16 protein-coding genes are annotated in these 21556 nt (G+C 72.4%); 15 read left to right on the forward strand and 1 reads right to left on the reverse strand.

Annotated features, from left to right (window positions below; genetic code table 11):
* Positions 1-25 precede the first annotated feature (25 nt).
* The 10 genes from folC to Q5694_RS04025 all read left to right on the forward strand — a co-directional run bounded on the left by folC (position 26) and on the right by Q5694_RS04025 (position 12733).
* A complete protein-coding gene (folC, locus tag Q5694_RS03980) occupies positions 26-1549 on the forward strand; it encodes a bifunctional tetrahydrofolate synthase/dihydrofolate synthase (RefSeq protein WP_333930598.1) in 1524 nt (507 codons plus the stop codon).
* A gap of 6 nt (positions 1550-1555) precedes the next feature.
* A complete protein-coding gene (locus tag Q5694_RS03985) occupies positions 1556-1912 on the forward strand; it encodes a DUF4233 domain-containing protein (RefSeq protein ID WP_333930599.1) in 357 nt (118 codons plus the stop codon).
* Between the two features lie 66 nt (positions 1913-1978).
* Complete coding sequence (gene ndk / locus Q5694_RS03990; protein ID WP_333930600.1) at positions 1979-2392, forward strand: nucleoside-diphosphate kinase; 414 nt, start codon at positions 1979-1981, stop codon at positions 2390-2392.
* Between the two features lie 275 nt (positions 2393-2667).
* Entirely contained in the window at positions 2668-3687 is a 1020-nt protein-coding gene (locus tag Q5694_RS03995; RefSeq protein ID WP_006133575.1) for a rod shape-determining protein, read from the forward strand.
* Positions 3688-3830: 143 nt separating this feature from the next.
* Positions 3831-4778 carry a rod shape-determining protein MreC gene (gene mreC, locus Q5694_RS04000; RefSeq protein WP_333930601.1) on the forward strand — a complete coding sequence of 316 codons (948 nt, stop codon included), beginning with the start codon at positions 3831-3833 and terminating at the stop codon, positions 4776-4778.
* Positions 4779-4791: 13 nt separating this feature from the next.
* The gene (gene mreD / locus Q5694_RS04005; RefSeq protein WP_333930603.1) at positions 4792-5466 is read left to right on the forward strand and encodes a rod shape-determining protein MreD; all 675 of its coding nucleotides are present in this window, start codon (positions 4792-4794) and stop codon (positions 5464-5466) included.
* A 160-nt stretch (positions 5467-5626) separates the two neighbouring features.
* Entirely contained in the window at positions 5627-7873 is a 2247-nt protein-coding gene (gene mrdA / locus Q5694_RS04010; RefSeq protein WP_333930604.1) for a penicillin-binding protein 2, read from the forward strand.
* A complete protein-coding gene (gene rodA, locus Q5694_RS04015; RefSeq protein ID WP_333930605.1) occupies positions 7870-9072 on the forward strand; it encodes a rod shape-determining protein RodA in 1203 nt (400 codons plus the stop codon). The genes mrdA and rodA overlap by 4 nt, the downstream gene beginning before the upstream one ends.
* Before the next feature lie 99 nt (positions 9073-9171).
* Positions 9172-10680: a CYTH and CHAD domain-containing protein gene (locus tag Q5694_RS04020; protein WP_333930606.1), complete on the forward strand. Its 1509-nt coding sequence runs from the start codon at positions 9172-9174 to the stop codon at positions 10678-10680.
* Between the two features lie 88 nt (positions 10681-10768).
* Positions 10769-12733, forward strand: a complete 1965-nt coding sequence (locus Q5694_RS04025) for a TIGR03960 family B12-binding radical SAM protein (RefSeq protein WP_333930607.1) — start codon at positions 10769-10771, stop codon at positions 12731-12733.
* A 440-nt stretch (positions 12734-13173) separates the two neighbouring features.
* Here Q5694_RS04025 and Q5694_RS04030 read toward each other — a convergent pair whose 3' ends face one another.
* Complete coding sequence (locus Q5694_RS04030; RefSeq protein ID WP_333930608.1) at positions 13174-13863, reverse strand: GAF and ANTAR domain-containing protein; 690 nt, start codon at positions 13861-13863, stop codon at positions 13174-13176.
* A 139-nt stretch (positions 13864-14002) separates the two neighbouring features.
* On the opposite strand from Q5694_RS04030, the gene Q5694_RS04035 reads away from it, so the two are divergent.
* The 5 genes from Q5694_RS04035 (at position 14003) to Q5694_RS04055 (ending at position 21361) form a co-directional block, all read left to right on the forward strand.
* Entirely contained in the window at positions 14003-14500 is a 498-nt protein-coding gene (locus Q5694_RS04035) for a DUF2975 domain-containing protein (protein ID WP_333930609.1), read from the forward strand.
* Positions 14500-14730 carry a helix-turn-helix domain-containing protein gene (locus Q5694_RS04040; RefSeq protein WP_333930610.1) on the forward strand — a complete coding sequence of 77 codons (231 nt, stop codon included), beginning with the start codon at positions 14500-14502 and terminating at the stop codon, positions 14728-14730. The genes Q5694_RS04035 and Q5694_RS04040 overlap by 1 nt, the downstream gene beginning before the upstream one ends.
* A gap of 91 nt (positions 14731-14821) precedes the next feature.
* A complete protein-coding gene (locus tag Q5694_RS04045) occupies positions 14822-16012 on the forward strand; it encodes a hypothetical protein (protein ID WP_333930611.1) in 1191 nt (396 codons plus the stop codon).
* A 48-nt stretch (positions 16013-16060) separates the two neighbouring features.
* On the forward strand, positions 16061-16843 hold the full coding sequence (locus tag Q5694_RS04050; RefSeq protein WP_333930612.1) for a TIGR03936 family radical SAM-associated protein: 783 nt from the start codon (positions 16061-16063) through the stop codon (positions 16841-16843).
* Between the two features lie 258 nt (positions 16844-17101).
* Positions 17102-21361, forward strand: coding sequence for an Rne/Rng family ribonuclease (locus tag Q5694_RS04055; protein WP_333930613.1), 4260 nt, complete (start codon positions 17102-17104; stop codon positions 21359-21361).
* Positions 21362-21556 lie beyond the last annotated feature (195 nt).

The following is a 21556-nucleotide window of genomic DNA, read 5'->3' on the forward strand; positions in this document are numbered from 1 at the left end:
CGGTCGGTCTCCGTAGACTGGCCCCGTGAGCGAGCTCCCCCCGGACCCCAGCGCCGACGACCAGCCCGATCCCCTCCACGCGTTCGACGAGATCGTCGCGGAGGAGACCACCCGCGACCCCGACCTCGCCGTCATCGAGGCCGGCAGCCGCACCCTGCGCACCCAGGGCGGCCCGCCCGACGCCGACGTCCCCGCGCGGCCGACCGACCCCGAGGTCGACAAGGCCCTGCGCGAGGTCGAGACGGAGCTCGCCACGCGCTGGGGCGAGACCAAGCTGGAGCCGTCCGTCGCCCGCATCGCCGCCCTGATGGACGTCCTGGGCGAGCCGCAGCGGTCGTACCCCTCGATCCACATCACGGGCACCAACGGCAAGACCTCCACCGCCCGCATGATCGAGGCCCTGCTCGGCGCCTTCGAGCTGCGCACCGGGCGCTACACCTCGCCCCATGTGCAGTCGATCACCGAGCGCATCAGCCTGGACGGCGCCCCGGTCGCCCCCGAGCGGTTCATCGAGACGTACCAGGACATCAAGCCGTACGTGGAGATGGTCGACGGGCAGCAGGAGTACCGGCTGTCGTTCTTCGAGGTGCTCACGGGCATGGCGTACGCGGCCTTCGCGGACGCCCCCGTGGACGTCGCCGTCGTCGAGGTCGGCATGGGTGGCTCCTGGGACGCCACGAACGTGATCGACGGTGACGTGGCCGTGGTGACGCCCATCGACCTGGACCACACCGACCGGCTGGGCTCGACGCACGCCGAGATCGCCACGGAGAAGTCCGGGATCATCAAGCAGGACGCGACGGTCATCATGGCGCAGCAGCCGGTGGGCGCCGCGCAGGTGCTGCTGAAGAAGGCCGTCGACGTGGACGCGACGGTGGCCCGGGAGGGCCTGGAGTTCGGCGTGGTCGACCGGCAGGTGGCCGTCGGCGGGCAGCTGGTGACGCTGCGCGGGCTGGGCGGCGAGTACCCGGAGGTCTACCTGCCGCTGCACGGGGCGCACCAGGCGCACAACGCGGCCGTGGCGCTCGCCGCGGTGGAGGCGTTCTTCGGGGTCGGTGCCCAGCGGCCCGAGCCGCTGGACCTGGACACGGTCCGCAAGGCGTTCGCGGCCGTGGCCTCGCCGGGCCGGCTGGAGGTCGTGCGGCGCTCGCCGACGGTCGTGCTGGACGCCGCGCACAACCCGGCGGGTGCCCGGGCCACGGCCGAGGCGATCGGGGAGGCGTTCCAGTTCAGCCGCCTCATCGGCGTGGTCGGTGCCAGCGGTGACAAGAACGTGCGGGGGCTGCTGGAGGCCTTCGAGCCGGTGTTCGCGGAGGTCGTCGTCACGCAGAACTCCAGCCACCGGGCGATGGACGCCGACGAGCTGGCCGGCATCGCCGTCGAGGTGTTCGGCGAGGAGCGGGTCCAGGTCGAGCCGCGGTTGCCGGACGCCCTGGAGGCCGCGATCACGCTGGCCGAGGAGGAGGGCGAGTTCGCCGGCGGCGGTGTGCTCGTCACCGGTTCCGTCATCACCGTCGGCGAGGCCCGGCTGCTCCTGGGAAAGGGCTGAGATCCCGTGCGTACGCTCTGTTCCTCGACGCTGATCGGCGAGTTCTTCATCATCGGCTTCGCCGGCCTGGTCGCCATGAAGGACCCCGACCTGTCCATGACGACCGTGTGGACGGTCAGTGGTGTCGCGATGTTCCTGTGCCTGCTGCTGTGCGGCCTGGTGACGCGCCCCGGCGGCGTCGTCCTGGGCTGGGCGCTGCAGATCGCGCTCATCGCGTCGGGGTTCGCGGTGCCGATGATGTTCTTCCTGGGCGTGGTCTTCGCGGCCCTGTGGTGGGCGTCGGTGCACTACGGCCGGAAGGTCGACGCCGCCAGGGCGAGATTCGCGGCCGAGGCGGGGTCCTCCACGCCTGACGCTGCGTGACAGGCGCGCCGACACGCCGGGTAATCTCGTCCCACCGCACCACCTTGATTGCATAAGGAGCCCGTCGTGAGCCAGCGCACCCTCGTCCTCCTCAAGCCCGACGCCGTCCGTCGCGGCCTGACCGGCGAGATCATCAGCCGCATCGAGCGCAAGGCGGGCTGGACGATCACCGCGCTGGAGCTGCGCACCCTGGACCAGGACACGCTGGAGCAGCACTACGGCGAGCACAAGGGCAAGCCCTTCTACGAGCCGCTGGTGGCGTTCATGTCCTCCGGCCCGGTCGTGGCGCTGATCGTCGAGGGCGAGCGGGTCATCGAGGGTGTGCGCCGGCTGGCCGGCCCGACCGACCCGATCGCCGCGGCGCCCGGTTCCATCCGCGGTGACTTCGGTGTGATCGTCCGGGAGAACCTGATCCACGCGTCCGACTCCGAGGAGTCCGCCGAGCGCGAGGTGAAGATCTTCTTCCCCGGCCGGTCGTAGTCTCCCCACCGCACCGGCACATACGGCGGGTCCGAGGACCGGGGTCCCCGGGCTTTGCGGCACGTGCGTGGCGATCGAGGGAACGAAAGGCCCCGAACGCCCGTCTCCACAAGCGGATGCGGTCGCCATCTGCTGACAATGGCCAGGACCCTCCCGCAGTGTTCGCGAAGGCGCGTCTACCATGGAAGCCTTCACGTCACAGCACCCACCTTTGCCTACCTGAAAAGCCCTCAAAAGCTCACGGGAAGGCCAGACGAATCTCGATGGGGAACTCAATGTCGTTCATCGGCCGTGACATGGCTGTCGACCTCGGGACCGCCAACACGCTGGTGTACGTCAGGGGTCGCGGGATCGTACTCAACGAGCCGTCCGTCGTCGCGATCAACACCAACACCGGTGGCATCCTCGCGGTCGGCGCCGAAGCGAAGAAGATGATCGGGCGCACGCCCGGCAACATCGTTGCCGTGCGTCCGCTGAAGGACGGCGTGATCGCCGACTTCGAGATCACCGAGCGGATGCTCCGCTACTTCATCCTGAAGATCCACAAGCGGCGGTATCTGGCTCGTCCGCGGGTCGTCGTCTGTGTGCCCTCGGGCATCACGGGCGTCGAGCGCCGTGCCGTCATCGAGGCGTCGTCCCAGGCCGGCGCCCGCCAGGTGCACATCATCGAGGAGCCCATGGCCGCGGCCATCGGCTCCGGCCTGCCGGTCCACGAGGCCACGGGCAACATGGTGGTCGACATCGGCGGCGGCACGACGGAGGTCGCGGTCATCTCCCTCGGCGGCATCGTCACCGCCCAGTCCATCCGCGTCGCGGGCGACGAGCTGGACAACGCGATCATCCAGCACATCAAGAAGGAGTACTCGCTCCTGCTGGGTGAGCGGACGGCCGAGCAGATCAAGATCACGATCGGTTCGGCGTACGACCTCGACACCGACGAGCACACCGAAATCCGCGGCCGGGACCTGGTGTCCGGGCTGCCGAAGACCGTCGTCATCTCGGCCGCCGAGGTGCGCAAGGCGATCGAGGAGCCGGTCAACGCGATCGTCGACGCCGTCAAGACGACCCTCGACAAGTGCCCGCCGGAGCTGTCCGGCGACATCATGGACCGAGGAATCGTTCTGACCGGCGGCGGAGCGCTGCTGCGGGGCCTGGACGAGCGGCTGCGCCGGGAGACCGGTATGCCGATCCACATCGCCGAGGACCCGCTGGACAGCGTGGCGCTCGGCTCCGGAAAGTGCGTCGAGGAGTTCGAGGCACTCCAGCAGGTGCTGGACGCCCAGCCGCGCAGATGACATAACTCTTCGATTCCGCCGTACGGGACGATCTCCTCTCGTACGGCGGATCGTTGATATAGAGGCATAAGCTCCCACAAAGCAGCCCCTCGGTATTCCCTGGGGCTTCCCGAATTCCTACGAGGAAGGCACGGCCGCCGCACGTGAGGGACACACGAGAGAGCCGGCTGCTCCTGGTGCTGCTGATCGCCATCGCGTTCGCGTTGATCACGGTGGACATCCGCGGTGGGGAGGACTCGCCCGTCGACGGTGCCCGGCAGGGCGCGGCCACGGTCTTCGGCCCGATCGAGAACGGCGTCTCGGCCGCGGTCGACCCGGTCGGCAACGCGGTCTCCGCCATCCGTGACTCGGGCGAGCGGCACGACCGGCTCGCCGCGCTGGAGCAGGAGAACGCGGCGCTGAAGGCCCGCCTCGGCAGCGACGACCGCAGCCGCAGCCGGCTGAAGCAGCTCGACAGGATGCTGAAGGTCGCGGGCCAGGGCCAGTACGGCATCAAGGGCGCGGAGGTCATCGCCATCGGCGCGGCGCAGGGCTTCTCCTGGACCATCACGATCGACGTCGGCGCCGAGGACGGCATCAAGCGCGACATGACCGTGCTGAACGGCGACGGGCTCGTCGGCCGCGTCACCACGGTCGGACCGCGGACCGCCACCGTGCTGCTGGCCAACGACCCCGACTTCACGGTCGGCACCCGCATGGAGTCCGGCGACGAACTCGGTTTCGCCTCCGGCCAGGGCGACCGCCCGCTGCGCGTCGAACTGCTCAACGGCAAGGCCGAGGTGAAGAAGGGCGACCGCCTGGTCACCTTCGGCTCCCAGGCCGACCGGCCGTTCGTGCCCGGCGTCCCGGTCGGCGTGGTCTCCCGCGTCGACCCCTCCGGCGGCGGCCTGACCCGCACGCTCTACGTCACGCCCTACGCGGCCTTCAGCAAGCTCGACATCGTCGGTGTCGTCGTCCAGGCCCCGAAGAAGGACCCGCGCGACACGGTGCTCCCGCCCAAGCCCAAGCCCACCCCGAGGCCGACCGTGACGGTGACCGTGACGCCGTCCGCCGAGGCCCCCGTGGACGGCCAGAACCAGCAAGAGCAGTAGGAGCTCTCATCCCATGCGCGTCAACCGGATCCTGCTCTCCTCCGCCCTGGTCGTCGTCGCCCTGGTGATCCAGGTGAGCGTCCTCGCCCGCCTCCACCTGCCCGGCGCCGTGCCCGACCTGCTGCTGCTCACCGTGCTGGGCCTGGCGCTGGTGTACGGGCACGTGGGCGGTGCCCTCATCGGCTTCGGCGCGGGACTGCTGGCCGACCTGGCCCCGCCGGCCGACCACGCGGCCGGGCGGTACGCCCTGGTGCTGTGCGTCATCGGCTACCTCGCGGGCCTGGTCAAACCCGAGACCGGCCAGCTGAAGTCCGCCACCGGGCCCATGGTCGTGGTGGTGGCCGCCGCCGTCGGCTCCACCCTGCTGTACGCCGGGGTCGGCGCCCTCGTGGGGGACACCGCGGCCCGCCACGTGGGCCTGGGCGGACTGCTGTTCACGGCCGCCCTGTACGACCTGCTGCTCGCCCCGTTCGTGGTGCCGGGCGTCATGGCCCTGGCCCGGCGGGTCGACAACGATCCGCTCGCCGAGTCCACCTCGGCGGCCGCCAAGGCCACCGACATCTCCTCCGGCTGGCTCGCCGGCGGCACCGGCCTGAAGATCGGCAGCCAGCGCAACGGGCTGCGCGTGAAGGCGGCCCGCGCGCGGATGGCGCGCGCCGGGCGCATCAAGGGGGTCAAGCGGCTGTGAACCGGGGGGCATCCACGGTGAAGTTCACCCGAACGGGCCGGTCCGGTGGGAACGCCGGTTCAGTGACCGGGCGTTCATCACTCGACACCGCACACACGTGCGCCGGCGGACGGCCGGTTCCGCACAGCGTCACGCGCACCGAGAGGGGGAGGCAGCCGCAGTGACCAACATTCCCGAGACCGGGCGTAACTCACGCGTCCAGATCCGGCTCGTCGTCATCCAGGTCCTCGTCCTCTCTCTCCTGCTCACCCTCGGCGGACGCCTGTGGTACCTGCAGATCCGTGAGGGCGCGGCCTACGCCAAGGAGGCCTCGGGCAACCACGTCCAGCAGGTCGTCCAGCCCGCCGTGCGGGGCTCCATCCTGGACGCCCGGGGCGTGGCCCTCGCCGACAACGAGACACGGCTGGTGGTCTCCGCGTCCCGCACGGACCTGCTGAAGATGAAGGACGACGGCAGGGAAGTCCTCACCAAGCTCGCCGGGGTCCTGGGCATGTCGCCCAAGGAGGTCCAGGAGAAGGTCCGGCTGTGCGACGCCAAGACGCCCCAGCCCTGCTGGAACGGCTCGCCGTACCAGCCCATCCCCATCACCGACGAGGCCACTCCCAAGCAGGCCCTGCAGATCCGCGAACGCGCCGAGGACTTCCCCGGCATCAGCGCCGAGCCGCAGGCCATGCGCCGCTACCCGAGCCCCGGCAAGGCCAACACCGCCCAGGTCCTCGGCTACCTCTCCCCGGTCACCGACGAGGAGATCAAGAAGGCGCAGAACACCAACTCCCCGTACCTGCGCTCCGACCAGGTCGGCCGCTCCGGCCTGGAGCGGCAGTACGACAAGCAGCTGCGCGGCAAGGCCGGCGTCACGCGCTACGAGGTCGACAACCTCGGCCGCGTCATCGGCCAGGCGGAGGCCGACCCGGCCCACCCCGGCGACAACCTCGTCACCAGCATCGACGCCCGCGTCCAGCGGATCGCCGAGTACGAACTGAACGAGGCCATGAAGCAGGCCCGCAAGGAGCACGACCGCAACACGGGCACGAACTACAAGGCCGACTCCGGCGCCGTCGTCGTCATGGAGGCCAAGACCGGCCGCGTGGTCGCCATGGCCTCCAACCCGACCTACGACCCGAACGCCTGGGTCGGCGGCATCTCCGCCAAGGACTACGCGCGGCTCACCGGCAAGAAGTCCAACTACCCGCTGCTCAACCGCGCGATCCAGGGCCAGTCGGCGCCCGGCTCCATCTTCAAGGTCATCCCGACGGCCGCCGCGGTCAACGCCGGCTACTCCTTCAACGGCCCCTACGAGTGCTCCAGCTCGTACTCCATCGGCGGCCAGGTCTTCAAGAACTTCGAGTCCAAGGGCTACGGGGCGATCAGCCTCGGCCGGGCCCTGGAGGTCTCCTGCGACACGGTCTTCTACCGCCTCTCCCACGAGGAGTGGAAGCGCGACGGCGGCACCAAGCCGAAGAAGAACGCCAACGACTGGTTCTACAAGACCGCCCACCAGTTCGGCCTCGGCAAGGAGACCGGCATCGACCTGCCCAACGAGGTCACCGGCCGCGTCCCCGACCGCCAGTGGAAGCTCGACTACTGGAAGGCCAACAAGGACGCCTGGTGCCGCACCGGCAAGCGCAACGGCAGCTACGCCGAGAAGATCGCCTACGAGAACTGCCTCGAGGGCAACCGCCTGCGCGCCGGTGACTCCGTCAACTACTCCATCGGGCAGGGCGACACCCTCGTCACGCCGATCCAGATGGCCACCATCTACGCGGCCATCTCCAACGGCGGCACGATGTACAACCCCTCCGTGGGCAAGGCGGTCATCAGCGCCGACGGCAAGACCGTGACGCCGATCAAGCCCCGGGCTTACGGCAAGCTCCCGATGAGCGAGAAGACGCGCAACGAGATAAGCGATGCCCTCGCGGGAGTCGCCACCCGCGGTACCGCCGCCTGGAGGTTCGGCGGCTGGCCGCAGGACAAGATCCCGATGCACGCCAAGACGGGTACGGCGGAGGTCTACGGCAAGCAGACGACCTCCTGGTTCGCCACGTACACCAAGGACTACTCGATCGTCATGACGATCTCCCAGGGTGGTACGGGCTCCGGCGCCTCCGGCCCCGCCGTGCGCAACATCTACAACGCGCTGTACGGCGTCTCCCCGGACGGCGACATCGACAGCAAGAAGGCCCTGCTGCCCACGCCGCAGAAGACCCTGCCCAAGATCAAGGTCGACGGCACCATCGCCTCGCCGAAGCTGCCCAAGGACCCGGCCAAGGACCAGCAGGCGAAGAAGCAGGACCCGAACGCCCCGGCCGATCCGCTCCAGCCCGCGACGTCGGCACCGCCGTCGCCCGAGAACCGCGACACCCGAAGGCGCCGGCGCCGGCGGGGAAGCCGGAGGTTGCCCACATGACCGGCGGTGTGAACAGCTTCCAGGTCTCCGGCTACGGGCCCGAGCGCTCGGGCTGGACGCGGCTGCTCGCCCGCGACTCGGTGGCACGGCGCCTCGACTGGCCGATCCTGCTCGCGGCGCTGGCCCTGTCGCTGCTCGGCACGCTCCTGGTCTACTCGGCCACCCGCAACCGCACCGAGCTCAACCAGGGCGACCCGTACTACTTCCTCGTCCGGCACCTGCTCAACACTGGCATCGGGCTCGCCCTGATGGTCGGCACGATCTGGCTCGGCCACCGCGGCCTGCGCACCGTCGTGCCGCTCCTGTACGGCGTCTCGCTGCTGCTGATCCTGCTGGTCCTCACGCCGCTCGGCTCGACGATCAACGGCGCCCACTCCTGGATCAAACTGCCCGGCGGCTTCTCGCTGCAGCCCTCGGAGTTCGTCAAGGTGACGATCATCCTGGGCATGGCGATGCTGCTGGCGGCCCGGGTCGACGCGGGCGACAAGACCTACCCCGACCACCGCACGGTGGTGCAGGCACTGGGACTGGCCGCCGTGCCCATGGCGATCGTGATGCTCATGCCCGACCTCGGGTCGGTGATGGTCATGGTCATCATCGTGCTGGGCGTGCTGCTGGCCTCCGGAGCCTCCAACCGCTGGGTGTTCGGCCTGATCGGCACCGGTGCCCTCGGGGCGATCACCGTCTGGCAGCTCGGGATCCTCGACGAGTACCAGATCAACCGCTTCGCCGCCTTCGCCAACCCCGAGCTCGACCCGGCGGGCGTCGGCTACAACACCAACCAGGCCCGCATCGCCATCGGCTCCGGCGGACTGACCGGCTCCGGCCTCTTCCACGGCTCGCAGACCACCGGGCAGTTCGTGCCCGAGCAGCAGACCGACTTCGTCTTCACGGTGGCGGGGGAGGAGCTGGGGTTCCTCGGCGGCGGCCTGATCATCCTGCTGCTCGGGATCGTCCTGTGGCGGGCCTGCGCGATCGCCCGGGACACCTCGGACCTGTACGGCACGATCGTCGCCGCGGGCATCGTCGCCTGGTTCGCCTTCCAGACGTTCGAGAACATCGGCATGACCCTGGGCATCATGCCCGTCACCGGTCTGCCGCTGCCGTTCGTCTCGTACGGCGGATCGTCGATGTTCGCCGTGTGGATAGCGGTGGGACTGCTGCAGTCGATCAGGGTGCAGCGGCCGATGTCGGCCTGAGCGGGTACGGGGCGCCCCGGTGGCGCCCCGTACCGCGTCCGACGCAGCGCGTCCGACGCACCGTGTTCGCGTCCCGGTCCGGACGGTTAGATGTACTGCATGGCGGAGACGAAGCGCGAGATCGAGCGGAAGTACGAGGCCCCGGACGGCGGCCTGCCCGACCTGACCGGCGTGGCGGGGGTCGAGACCGTTGTCGACCGGGGGGTCACCCACCTCGACGCCACCTACTACGACACCGCCGACGAACGCCTCGCGGCGTCGTCCGTCACCCTCCGGCGCCGCACCGGCGGCTCCGACGCGGGCTGGCACCTCAAACTCCCGGTCGGCCCGGGCGAACGGGACGAGATCCGGGCCCCGTTGACCGACGCCCTCCCCGGCGAACTCGCCGCGCTGGTCCGCTCCCGGGTCCGCGACGGGGAACTGCTGCCGCTGGTGCGGCTGCGCTCGGACCGCGAGGTGCGGCACCTGCTCGACTCCGCCGGACGGCTGCTCGCCGAGGTCAGCACGGACGCGGTGCGCGCCGAGCGGCTCACCGGTGCCGGGGGCGAGGTGCGGTGGACCGAGGTCGAGGTGGAGCTGGCCGACGGTGGCGACCCGGCCTTCCTCGACAAGGTCGACAAGCGGCTGCGCAAGGCGGGCGTACGGCCGTCGCGGTCGGCGTCGAAGCTGGCCCGTGCCCTGGCCGACACGGCACCGCAGCGGCGCCGCCGCCCGTCCACCGCCGCGAAGAAGACCGAGACCGCCGGTGATCTCGTCCTGGCGTACGTGCGGGAGCAGCGCGACGCGATCGTCGGGCTCGACCCGGCCGTGCGGCAGGAGGCCGAGGACTCGGTGCACTCGATGCGCGTGGCCACCCGCCGGCTGCGCAGCACCTTCAAGACGTTCCGCAACGTCCTCGACCGGACCGTGACCGACCCGGTCGCCGACGAGCTGAAGTGGCTCGCCGGTGAGCTGGGCGTGGACCGGGATCGGGAGGTCCTCACCGAGCGCCTCACCGACACCCTGGACGAGGTGCCGACCGGTCTGGTCCGCGGCCCGGTGCAGGAGCGGATGCTCGCCTGGTCGAAGGCCGAGCACGGCGGCGCGCGTGGCCGCCTCACCGGCGTGCTCGACTCGCGCCGCTACCTCACCCTGCTCGACACCCTGGACGCGCTGATCGCCGACCCGCCCCTGCTGCAGGCGGCCGGGAAGAAGCCCGGCAAGCCGGTCGCGCGGGCGGTGAAGAAGGACTTCCGCAAGGTCGCCGAGCTGGTCGGCCGCGCCCTGGAGCTGGAGCCGGGCACCGAGCGGGACGTCGCCCTGCACGAGGCCCGCAAGAAGGCCAAGCGCACCCGCTACGCGGCGGAAGCCGCCCGCCCGGTCCTGGGCAAGCCGGCCAAGAAGCTCACCACGTCCATGAAGACCCTGCAGAACCTGCTCGGCGAGCACCAGGACAGCGTCATGGCCCGGCAGACCCTGCGCGAACTGTCGGCGGTCGCCCACGCCGCCGGGGAGAACGCCTTCACCTACGGCCTGCTGCACGAGCGCGAGGAGCAGCGCGCCCTGCGGGCCGAGGCCGAGCTTCCGGGGCTCTGGGGCCGGATCGAGGGCGGGGCGTCGGGCCTGTGACCCCGCGGGCGTACGGAGGCGCCCCGCGCTCGCGTTAGTCTGGATGGTCACCCCTGTCAGTTCAGTCCAGCTCACGAAGGTGCGCGACATGCCTGCCGAAGTCGCTGCGTCGGTCTTCCCGCAGCTCGAAGCTCTGCTCCCGCACGTGCAGAAGCCGATCCAGTACGTCGGCGGAGAACTCAACTCCACGGTCAAGGAGTGGGACGCCTGCGACGTCCGCTGGGCGTTGATGTACCCGGACGCCTACGAGGTCGGCCTGCCCAACCAGGGCGTCATGATCCTCTACGAGGTGCTGAACGAGCAGGAGGGCGTCCTCGCCGAGCGCACGTACAGCGTGTGGCCGGACCTGGAGGAGCTGATGCGCAAGCACGGCGTCCCCCAGTTCACGGTGGACAGCCACCGGCCGGTGAGGGCGTTCGACGTGTTCGGCCTGTCCTTCTCCACGGAGCTCGGCTACACGAACATGCTGGCGGCCCTGGACCTGGCGGGGATTCCGCTGGAGTCCAAGGACCGAGGCCTGGACGACCCGATCGTCCTGGCCGGCGGCCACGCGGCGTTCAACCCCGAGCCGATCGCCGACTTCATCGACGCGGCCGTCATCGGTGACGGCGAGCAGGCCGTCCTCGACATGACGCGCATCATCCGCGAGTGGAAGGCGCAGGGCCGTCCCGGCGGCCGCGAGGAGGTCCTGCTCCGCCTGGCCAAGACCGGCGGGGTGTACATCCCGGCGTTCTACGACGTGGAGTACCTGCCCGACGGCCGTATCGCCCGGGTCGTGCCCAACAGGTCGGGTGTGCCGTGGCGGGTGTCCAAGCACACCGTCATGGACCTCGACGAGTGGCCCTACCCCAAGCAGCCGCTGGTCCCGCTGGCCGAGACGGTCCACGAGCGCATGTCCGTGGAGATCTTCCGCGGCTGCACCCGGGGCTGCCGCTTCTGCCAGGCCGGCATGATCACCCGCCCGGTTCGTGAGCGTTCCATCACGGGCATCGGCGACATGGTCGAGAAGGGCCTGAAGGCGACCGGCTTCGAGGAGGTCGGCCTGCTGTCGCTGTCGTCGGCCGACCACAGCGAGATCGGCGACATCGCCAAGGGCCTCGCCGACCGCTACGAGGACGACAAGATCGGCCTGTCGCTGCCGTCCACCCGTGTGGACGCGTTCAACATCGACCTGGCCAACGAGCTGACCCGCAACGGCCGCCGCTCGGGTCTCACCTTCGCCCCGGAGGGCGGCTCGGAGCGCATCCGCAAGGTCATCAACAAGATGGTCTCGGAAGAGGACCTGATCCGCACGGTCGCGACCGCGTACGGCAACGGCTGGCGGCAGGTGAAGCTGTACTTCATGTGCGGCCTGCCCACCGAGACCGACGACGACGTCCTGCAGATCGCCGACATGGCGACGAAGGTGATCGCCAAGGGCCGCGAGGTCTCCCGCTCCAACGACATCCGCTGCACCGTGTCCATCGGCGGTTTCGTGCCCAAGCCGCACACGCCGTTCCAGTGGGCCCCGCAGCTGTCCGCCGAGGAGACCGACGCCCGCCTGCAGAAGCTGCGGGACAAGATCCGCGGCGACAAGAAGTACGGCCGCTCGATCGGCTTCCGCTACCACGACGGCAAGCCCGGCATCGTCGAAGGCCTGCTCTCCCGCGGCGACCGCCGCATCGGCGCGGTCATCCGCGCGGTGTACGACGACGGCGGCCGCTTCGACGGCTGGCGCGAGCACTTCTCCTACGACCGCTGGATGGCCTGCGCGGACAAGGCGCTGGAGCCGTACGGCGTGGACGTCGACTGGTACACCACCCGCGAGCGCACCTACGAGGAGGTCCTGCCCTGGGACCACCTCGACTCGGGCCTCGACAAGGACTGGCTGTGGGAGGACTGGCAGGACGCCCTCGACGAGACGGAGGTCGAGGACTGCCGCTGGACCCCGTGCTTCGACTGCGGCGTGTGCCCGCAGATGGACACCCACATCCAGATCGGCCCCACGGGCAAGAAGCTGCTCCCCCTGACGGTCAAGAACGCGGCGCCGGCCCCGAGCGGCCACGCGCACTGAGTCCTGACCGCTGCCGCCGGGCGGCCGGGCGGGACACCGGCACCCGGCCGGCCCCTGCGGGCCGGTGCCCCGCTCACCGCGGCCTGTGCCGTGGTGGACGCCGACGTGGCCCTCGTCGCGGTGGCGGTGTTCGCGGCGGGTCGGCGCATGATCCGCGCCGTGGACGTGCCGCCCTCCCAGCAGGCGGCCGCGAAGCGGCATCGGGCCGAGGAGGCGCCCCGGGCGGGTGTGCAGGCCTGGCCGATCCGTCTCCCCCGCGCCCACGACGGCTCGCCCGCCGACCAGCCGGCAGGACGAGAGCCCCGGCGCCATGACCGTCCGCGGGAGGTGAGAGGGCCCTTGTGCGGGGGACCCGCTGAGCAGGCCGGGTCGGTGACGCTCCCCCGGGGGATGGACCCGGCCGAGGCTCCCTCGGTTCAGACTGTGTGCCGGGGGAGCCGTCAGATGAGGGCGCCCTGCTCGCAGACCCGGCGGGCGACCTCGCGGAGCTTGACGTTGTTCTCCTGCGAGTAGCGGCGCAGTACGTCGAAGGCCTGCTGCTCGGTGAGGTGGTGGCTGCCCATGAGGATGCCCATGGCCTCGCCGATGGTGTGGCGGGTCGCCATCGCCTGTTCCATCTGGGCGTGGCTGCGGGCGCTGGAGAAGGCGACGGCCGCGTGCGAGGCCAGCAGCCAGCCCGCGGTCTCGCTGTCCTCGGAGAAGGACCCCGGCCGGCGGGAGTAGAAGTTGAGCGCGCCGAACTCCTCGTCCTCGGTGTACAGCAGGAAGCCCATCAGGCTGCCCACGCCCAGCTCACGGGCCTGTGTGGCGTAGGAAGGCCAGCGCGGCTGCTCGGCGGTGAGGTCCGCGATGCGGAACACCCGCTCACCGGTGCCGGTGCGGGCCGCGTCGAAGCACGGTCCCTCCGCGAGACGCTCCTGGAGCCGGTCGCTGCCGACCACCAGGTCGTGGGTCGGGGCGAGTGACTCCACGCGTGTGCCGTGCAGGAGGAGGACGCCGGCCGCGTCGCACCCCTCGACGAGTTCGGTGGCCGAGCCGGTGATGCGCTTCAGGGTGGCCTCGACCGAGTCCTGGGCGAGCAGGTCGCGCGCCATGGAGGCCATCTCCCGTGCGAACACGCGCCAGTCCACCGTTTCCTCCTCGTCCGCGTCCCGGCCTTGGTTCCTCTTGCCACGGTGCCACGAGTTCCACGCCCCGGAACGGGTGGCCACTTGCCTGACCTATCGAATTTCGATAGTTTTCCATCGTAGGTCGATCGAAGGAGTGGCGATGGGGAAGCTGGCCGTGGTGGCGTTGCGCGTGGTGCTCGTGGTGCTGCTCGCGGGGTCGTTGTTCGTGCAGGGCGTGATGGTGCCGCTGCTGGCCGCCGACATGAACGGGCTGAAGCCGGAGTACGCCCACCTGCGCACACCGATCCTGGTGATCGTGGTCCTCGGGGTGCTGACGGCCCAGGTCGTCGCGGTGTGCGTGTGGCGGCTGGTGACGATGGTGCGCCGGGGCACGGTGTTCTCGTCCGGCGCCTTCCGGTACGTGCACATCGTGATCGGCGCGTTCGTCGCGGCCGCGTGCCTGGTGTTCGCCCTGGGGGTGGTGCTCGCCCCGGGCGAGGCCGTCGCACCGGGAGTCGTGCTGCTGCTGGGTGGCGTCGGCGTGGCCGTGCTGGGGGTCGCGCTCGTCGTGCTCGTGCTGCGGATGCTGCTCGCCCAGGCCGTCGCCCGCGACATCGAGGCCGACCGGATGCGGGCCGAGCTGGAAGAGGTCATCTGATGCCGATCGCCGTCGACATCGACGTGATGCTGGCCAAACGGAAGATGTCCGTGGGCGAGCTGGCGGAGCGGGTCGGCATCACCCCCGCCAATCTGGCCGTGCTCAAGAACGGCCGCGCGAAGGCGGTCCGCTTCTCCACCCTCGCCGCACTGTGCGAGGTGCTGGAGTGCCAGCCGGGCGACCTGTTGCGCTGGGAGGCGGACGGGACCGCGGACCCGGCCGAGTCCTGACCGCGAGCCGGCACCCGCCCCCCGGGGCGGTCGCGCGTCCCGGCCCGGTCGCCGCTGCATCCGGACCGGGTCCCGAGGCGTCTACGACGGTATGCACCTGGAGAAACCGTCGCGCGAGCAGGCCGCAGCGCGGGCCGAGCCGCACGGGCGGACCGCCGAGCCGCACGGGCGGACCGCCGAGCCGCCCGGGCGCGTGCCGGAGGAGCCCGGTGGCTGCCTCACCGTCGCCGTCCGGATCCCCGTGCGGATCGTCGTGCTCGTGGCCGTCGTCCCCGTGCGGATGCTGTGGGACGCGCTGGCGGTGGCCGGCCGGTTCCTGGACGACGTACTGCTCCGGCCGCTCGGCCGGGCCCTGCTGCGGCTGGCGCGGACGGTGTTCGTCTGGCCGTTCGTGGGCCTGTGGCGGTACGTGGCCGTGCCGGTGGGCAAGGCCCTCGCCCGGCTGGGGCACGTGCTCCTCGTCGTGCCCGCCGTATGGCTCCACCGGCACCTCCTGGCACCGCTGGGCCACGCCGCCGCCCGGGCCGCCCGGGGCGTGTGGACCGCGCTCGGCCGGGTGTACACCCGCCTGCTCACGCCCGCCGGGCACGCCCTGGCGTGGGTGGTGAAGGGACTGGGGGCTGTCCTCGCCGCCCTCGGCGTCGGCCTGTGGGCGACATCGGCCTGGCTGGTGCGGCACCTCGTCGTCGTGCCCGCCGTCTGGCTGTACACCTGGGTGCTCGCGCCGGTCGGCCGCGCGGTCGCCCGGTGCGGCAGGGGCCTGGTGTGGCTGGTGGGCACCGTCGTCGGCGCCATCGCGACGGGCCTGTACCGGATCACGCGGATCCTGTTCGTCGTGCCCGCCCTCGCCCTGTGGCGCCGCGTCCTCGCCCCGGCGGGGCACGTCCTGGCCGTCGTCGGACGCGAGGTGGGGGACGCCCTCGGGCATGCCTGGCGCGTTGCCGGGTACCTCTCCCTCGCGGTCGGCCGGTTCCTGGCCACTTGCTTCCGGTGGATCTTCGTGGAGCCGGTGCGGTGGGCGTACCGCAGTGTCCTGACACCCGTCGGGCACGCCGTGCGGGACACCGTCCTGCGGCCCGCCGCCGCGGCCGCCCGCGCCGCCCGGCGGACCGCGCGACAGGCCCTGGCCGCCGCCCGGGACTCCGCACGCCAGGCGCGCGCCGACCTGCGGCGGACGCTGTTCGGCGAGCCGGGCCGGCCCCGGCCGGTCGACCGGAGGGAACCTTCGGGTCGCGAGCCGCGTACCCTTGGCAACAGTACGACCGCTCTCACGAAGGACTGAACGACACTGGGCAAGCGACAGCCCGAAGGCCCGCCGCCCGCACCCGCGGTGCAGCGCATCCGACTGCGTTACACCAAGCGCGGCCGCCTCCGGTTCACCAGCCACCGTGACTTCCAGCGCGCCTTCGAGCGTGCGTTGCGCCGTGCCGAGGTGCCGATGGCCTACTCGGCCGGTTTCACACCGCACCCGAAGGTGTCGTACGCCAATGCCGCACCCACCGGCACGGGCAGTGAGGCGGAGTACCTGGAGATCGCGCTCACCGCGCCCCGCGACCCGGAGCGGCTCAGGGTCCTCCTCGACGAGTCCATGCCCGCCGGGCTCGACATCGTCGAGGCGGTCGAGGCCCGCACCTCGGGACTCGCCGACCGGTTGACGGCTTCCGTGTGGGAGCTGCGGCTGGACGGCGTCGCGCCGCAGGAGGCCCGCCGTGCGGCGGACGCCTTCGAGGCGGCGGCGACCGTCGAGGTCCAGCGACTCGCCAAGAACGGCGTGCGCACCTTCGACGCCCGCTCCGCCGTCGTGAGCCTGGAGGTGCGCGACCTCCCGGAGACGCACGGTGCGCAGGCTGATAGGCCGACCGACCGGCCCTGTGCGATACTGCGGCTGGTTGTTCGGCACGTGACGCCTGCCGTTCGACCCGACGACGTCCTGTCCGGTCTCCGCGCCGTGGCCGACCTGGCGCCGCCGGTCCCCGCAGCGGTGACCAGGCTGGCGCAGGGGCTGCTCGATGAAGAGACCGGCACGGTGACCGACCCGCTCGCGCCCGACCGCGAGGCAGCCGAGGCCCCCACAACGGCCGAAGAGACTGCCACCGCGACGGCGCCGGCGTAAGAAGGTCCCGCGTAGGGACGGACGTCGTAGCGCCGCCCTCGGACTCGGGAGCCACCTGGGTCGGGCAGCGCACCGACCAGAAGACTTTCGCCAGGCCGTACGCATTCGGCGTACGGAACCGGCGAGACAGGACACGGACAGCTCCCGTGCGGCGCCCGCGCCCCGGACGGCGGCGACGCGCACAGCGCGAGCCGCGGACGTCACCGGCATCGCCGGGCCAGGCGCGGCGCCCGGGAGCCTGACGGGAGACAAGCCCGCATGCTCGAACCGACCGAACCCGCAGAGTCCTCGACGGGCTCCGACGAGAACGACAACACCCCCAGCGACACCCTGCCGCCCCGCCGGCGGCGCCGTGCCGCCTCCCGCCCGGCGGGTCCCCCCGCCGGTGGAGCCGCCGAGGCCGCGGCGGAGACCGTCGCGCCGGCCGTGGCGGCCGCCGAGGCCGACGAGCTCGCCGCCGACGGAGTCGAGACCGACGAGGTCGAGGCGGCCGCCGCCGAGATCGAGGAGACCCCCGCGGCCGCAGCCGCCGCCGAGGACGTCGCATCCCCCGCCCCCAAGCGGCGGCGCGCGGTGCGCCGCGCCTCCTCGCCCGCCGGTACCCCGGCCGACGCCGGGGCCGCCGAGACCGTGGTGCCCGCGACCTCCGCCGCGGACGCCGCCCCCGCGACGCCCGAGCCGGCCGCGGCCCCCGCGACCGCCGAGGCGTCCGAGGAGCCCGCTCCCCGCCGCACCCGGCGCCGCGCCACGCGCACGGTGACCTCCCCCGCCGCGACGCAGGCCGAGACGGCGCAGACCGCGCCGGCCGCCGCCGAGCCCGCCGCTGTGCAGGCCGAGCCCGCGCAGGCCGCGTCGAGCGACTCCGACCCGGTTGCCGCCGACGCCGAGGACGCCGCCCCGCGCCGGACCCGCCGGCGCGCCTCCCGGCGGGTCACCGCGCCCGCCGCCGCGCCCACCGGTGCGGACGAGAGCGCAGAGGGGGCCCAGCCCGCCGTGAGCGGGACCCCGGCCGCCGAGCCCGCCCCCGAGGCGGAGGCCGCCGTGCAGCCCGCCACCGGCGCTGCTGAAGCCCCGGCCACCGAAGCACCGGCCGCCGAGGCCGCCCCCGCCGCCCGGGCCGAGGAGTCCGGCGAGCCGGCCGAGGACGCCGGTCCGCGCCGCCGTCGCCGGGTCGTGCGCCGGGCCGCGGGCGGCTTCGCCGAGCCCGCCCGGCCCGCGAGGGCCGCCAAGCGCGCCGCCACGTCCGACGCCGGTGCGGCCGACGACGCGAGCGAGGCCCCGGCGCGTCCGGCGCGGCCCGCCGTGGCCCTGTTCCAGGCCCCGGTGTTCACCGAGCCCCAGTTCCAGACCCCGGAGCGGGCCGCCGCGGCGGCCGCCGCCGAGGCCGCCGGTGCCGTTGAGCCCGAGGAGCCCGAGGAGTCCCAGGAGGCCGTGCAGGCGGAGGAGCCCCGCGAGGAGCAGTCCGCCGGTGCGCGCCGCCGCCGTCGCCGCCGCGGCTCCGCCGAGGAGACCGAGGACCGCGCCGCCGAGCCCCGGATCCCTGAGGCCCCCGCGCAGGACGCCGTGTCCGAGGAGGACGAGACGGACGCCCTGGACGACTCCGCGGAGGACCAGGCCGACGGCGAGGACCAGGACGAGTCCGAGGGCGGCGGATCGCGCCGTCGCCGCCGCCGGGGCGGCCGCCGCCGTCGCCGCGGCGAGTCCGCCGACCTCGACGAGTCCGGCGAGGCCGGGGACGACGACTCCGACCAGGTCGCCGCCGCCCAGGCCGCGCAGGACGCGGAGGACACCGCCGAGGAGGACCGCGAGGACTCCGAGGACGGTGACCGGGACGAGTCGGCCGGGGGTGGCTCCAGCAGCAGCCGCCGGCGCCGCCGGCGCCGCCGCCGTGCCGGTGACTCCGGCACCGACGCCGAGCCCTCCGAGGACGACCCCGAGCGCACCGTCGTCAAGGTCCGCGAGCCCCGCCCCAAGGCGGAGCCGTCCGACGAGGTGCAGTCCATCAAGGGCTCGACCCGTCTGGAGGCCAAGAAGCAGCGCCGCCGCGAGGGCCGCGAGCAGGGCCGCCGCCGGGTGCCGATCATCACCGAGGCCGAGTTCCTGGCCCGCCGCGAGGCCGTCGAGCGCGTGATGGTCGTCCGCCAGCACGGCGACCGCACGCAGATCGGCGTCCTCGAGGACGACGTGCTCGTCGAGCACTACGTCAACAAGGAGCAGGCGACCTCGTACGTCGGCAACGTCTACCTCGGCAAGGTGCAGAACGTGCTGCCGTCGATGGAGGCCGCCTTCATCGACATCGGCAAGGGCCGCAACGCCGTCCTGTACGCCGGCGAGGTCAACTTCGAGGCGCTCGGCATGGCCCACGGGCCGCGCCGCATCGAGTCCGCCCTGAAGTCCGGCCAGTCCGTGCTCGTCCAGGTGACCAAGGACCCGATCGGTCACAAGGGCGCCCGTCTGACCAGCCAGGTCTCCCTGCCGGGCCGCTACCTCGTGTACGTGCCCGAGGGCTCCATGACCGGCATCAGCCGCAAGCTGCCCGACACCGAGCGGGCCCGGCTGAAGACGATCCTCAAGAAGATCGTCCCCGAGGACGCGGGCGTCATCGTGCGCACCGCCGCCGAGGGCGCGAGCGAGGACGAGCTGCGCCGGGACGTCGAGCGGCTGCAGCAGCAGTGGGAGGACATCCAGAAGAAGGCCAAGAGCGGCAACGCCCCGACGCTGCTGTACGGCGAGCCCGACATGACCGTCCGGGTCGTGCGCGACATCTTCAACGAGGACTTCTCCAAGGTCGTCGTCAGCGGCGACGAGGCCTGGTCGACGATCCACGGGTACGTCTCGCACGTCGCCCCGGACCTCGCCGAGCGGCTGCAGAGGTGGACCTCCGAGGTCGACGTCTTCGCCACGTACCGGATCGACGAGCAGCTGGCCAAGGCCCTCGACCGCAAGGTGTGGCTGCCCAGCGGCGGCTCGCTGGTGATCGACCGGACCGAGGCGATGGTCGTCGTCGACGTCAACACCGGCAAGTTCACCGGCCAGGGCGGCAACCTCGAGGAGACCGTCACCCGCAACAACCTGGAGGCGGCCGAGGAGATCGTCCGCCAGCTGCGGCTGCGCGACCTCGGCGGCATCATCGTCATCGACTTCATCGACATGGTGCTGGAGCAGAACCGGGACCTGGTGCTGCGGCGCCTGCTGGAATGCCTGGGCCGGGACCGCACGAAGCACCAGGTGGCCGAGGTGACCTCGCTGGGGCTCGTGCAGATGACCCGCAAGCGGGTCGGCCAGGGACTGCTGGAGTCGTTCTCCGAGACCTGCGTCCACTGCAACGGGCGCGGTGTCATCGTGCACATGGAGCAGCCGACCTCGACCGGGGGCGGCGGCAAGCGCAAGAAGCGCGCCCGCGCCGGTGCCGCCGACCAGCCGCACGTCCACGAGGCGGCCGTCGAGACCGCCGAGCAGGAGGCGGAGACCGAGGCCGAGGTCGTGGCCGAGGCCGCCGAGCCGGTGGCCCTGCCCGAGCCGGCCTTCGAGCCGGACGAGGAGCTGTACAGCAGCGCCGCCGAGGCGGAGGCCGCGGCCACGCGCGGCCGGTCCCGGCGCCGGGCGAGCCGGCGTGCGTCGGCCCCGGCGGGCGCGCCGCGCGGTGAGGCTGCCGAGCCGAAGGCCGAGCAGGCCGGTGAGAAGACCCGGCGCGGCCGGGGCCGGGCCGAGCAGGCCGAGGCCGAGGTGCCGACGGCTCAGGACGTGACCGCAGAGCAGGAGGCCGCCCGTCCGGTGCAGCCGGAGCCGGCCGCCGAGGCGCAGGCCGAGCCGACGGCCGTGGAGGACCCGGTGGTCGAGGCCGCGCAGGCCCCGTCGGCCGCTCGGGCTGCCGAGGCCGCTCCGGCGGAGGAGGCCGCACCCAAGGGCCGTACTCGGCGCCGGGCCACCCGCAAGGTGTCGGCTCCGGCCGGTTCCCCCGCGGGGGCCGAGGCCGCGGTGGTGACGGTCGCCGAAACGGCCCCGGTGGCCGAGGCCGCCGAGGCGCCCGAACGGAGTGCACCCTCCGGGCCGGTCGCCGAGGCGCCCGCCGAGAGCGCCGCCCCCGCCCGTCCGCGGCGTCGTGCCGTGCGCAAGCCCACGGTGTCCACGGCGTCCGAGGAGACGGCCGTGGTGGTCGTCCCGTCGGCCGCGCCCGAGACGGCCGCCTCCGAGGGAGCCGTGACCGGGACGACCGGGTCGGAGGCCGCCGCCGAGCCGGCGGCCGAGATGCCCGCGCCCGACGGTGCCGGCACGGAGGAGGCCGCCGAGGAGACGGCCCCCGCCAAGAAGACGGCCCGCAAGACGGCCAAGAAGGCCACGGCGAAGAAGGCCGCCACCAAGAAGACGGCGGCGAAGAAGACCGCGGCCAAGAAGACGACGGCGAAGAAGGCGGCGAAGACCACCAAGACCGCCGCCAAGAAGGCCACGTCGAAGAAGACGGTCGCGGCGGAGCAGTCCTCCGGGGCCTCCGTCACGGCCTCCACCGACGAGGCCTGACCGGCCCGGACGTCCCCCGGGGCGTGCGTGATCCACGCGCACGCCCCGGGGGGACGGACCGCGTGACCGGTCGCACAGGGGGCGGCCCCGGCTCGGTTTGACCCTTCCGGTCGCGGCCCCGTAACCTTGACCGTCGGCGTGTCGACTGACGCGTCACATCCCCGTAAACCTCATCCTCCTGGGCGCCGGGCGCCC

Origin of the sequence: Streptomyces sp. AHA2 (assembly GCF_036857595.1) — a bacterium.
Classification (GTDB): Bacteria; Actinomycetota; Actinomycetes; order Streptomycetales; family Streptomycetaceae; genus Streptomyces.

Coding starts and splice junctions, on each gene's coding strand:
- Q5694_RS04045 (WP_333930611.1), top strand. CDS start 14,822: ATGCACCTGGAGAAACCGTCGCGCGAGCAGGCCGCAGCGCGGGCCGAG.
- Q5694_RS04055 (WP_333930613.1), top strand. CDS start 17,102: ATGCTCGAACCGACCGAACCCGCAGAGTCCTCGACGGGCTCCGACGAG.
- Q5694_RS03995 (WP_006133575.1), top strand. CDS start 2,668: ATGTCGTTCATCGGCCGTGACATGGCTGTCGACCTCGGGACCGCCAAC.
- mreD (WP_333930603.1), top strand. CDS start 4,792: ATGCGCGTCAACCGGATCCTGCTCTCCTCCGCCCTGGTCGTCGTCGCC.
- Q5694_RS04035 (WP_333930609.1), top strand. CDS start 14,003: ATGGGGAAGCTGGCCGTGGTGGCGTTGCGCGTGGTGCTCGTGGTGCTG.
- Q5694_RS04040 (WP_333930610.1), top strand. CDS start 14,500: ATGCCGATCGCCGTCGACATCGACGTGATGCTGGCCAAACGGAAGATG.
- Q5694_RS04025 (WP_333930607.1), top strand. CDS start 10,769: ATGCCTGCCGAAGTCGCTGCGTCGGTCTTCCCGCAGCTCGAAGCTCTG.
- rodA (WP_333930605.1), top strand. CDS start 7,870: ATGACCGGCGGTGTGAACAGCTTCCAGGTCTCCGGCTACGGGCCCGAG.
- Q5694_RS04020 (WP_333930606.1), top strand. CDS start 9,172: ATGGCGGAGACGAAGCGCGAGATCGAGCGGAAGTACGAGGCCCCGGAC.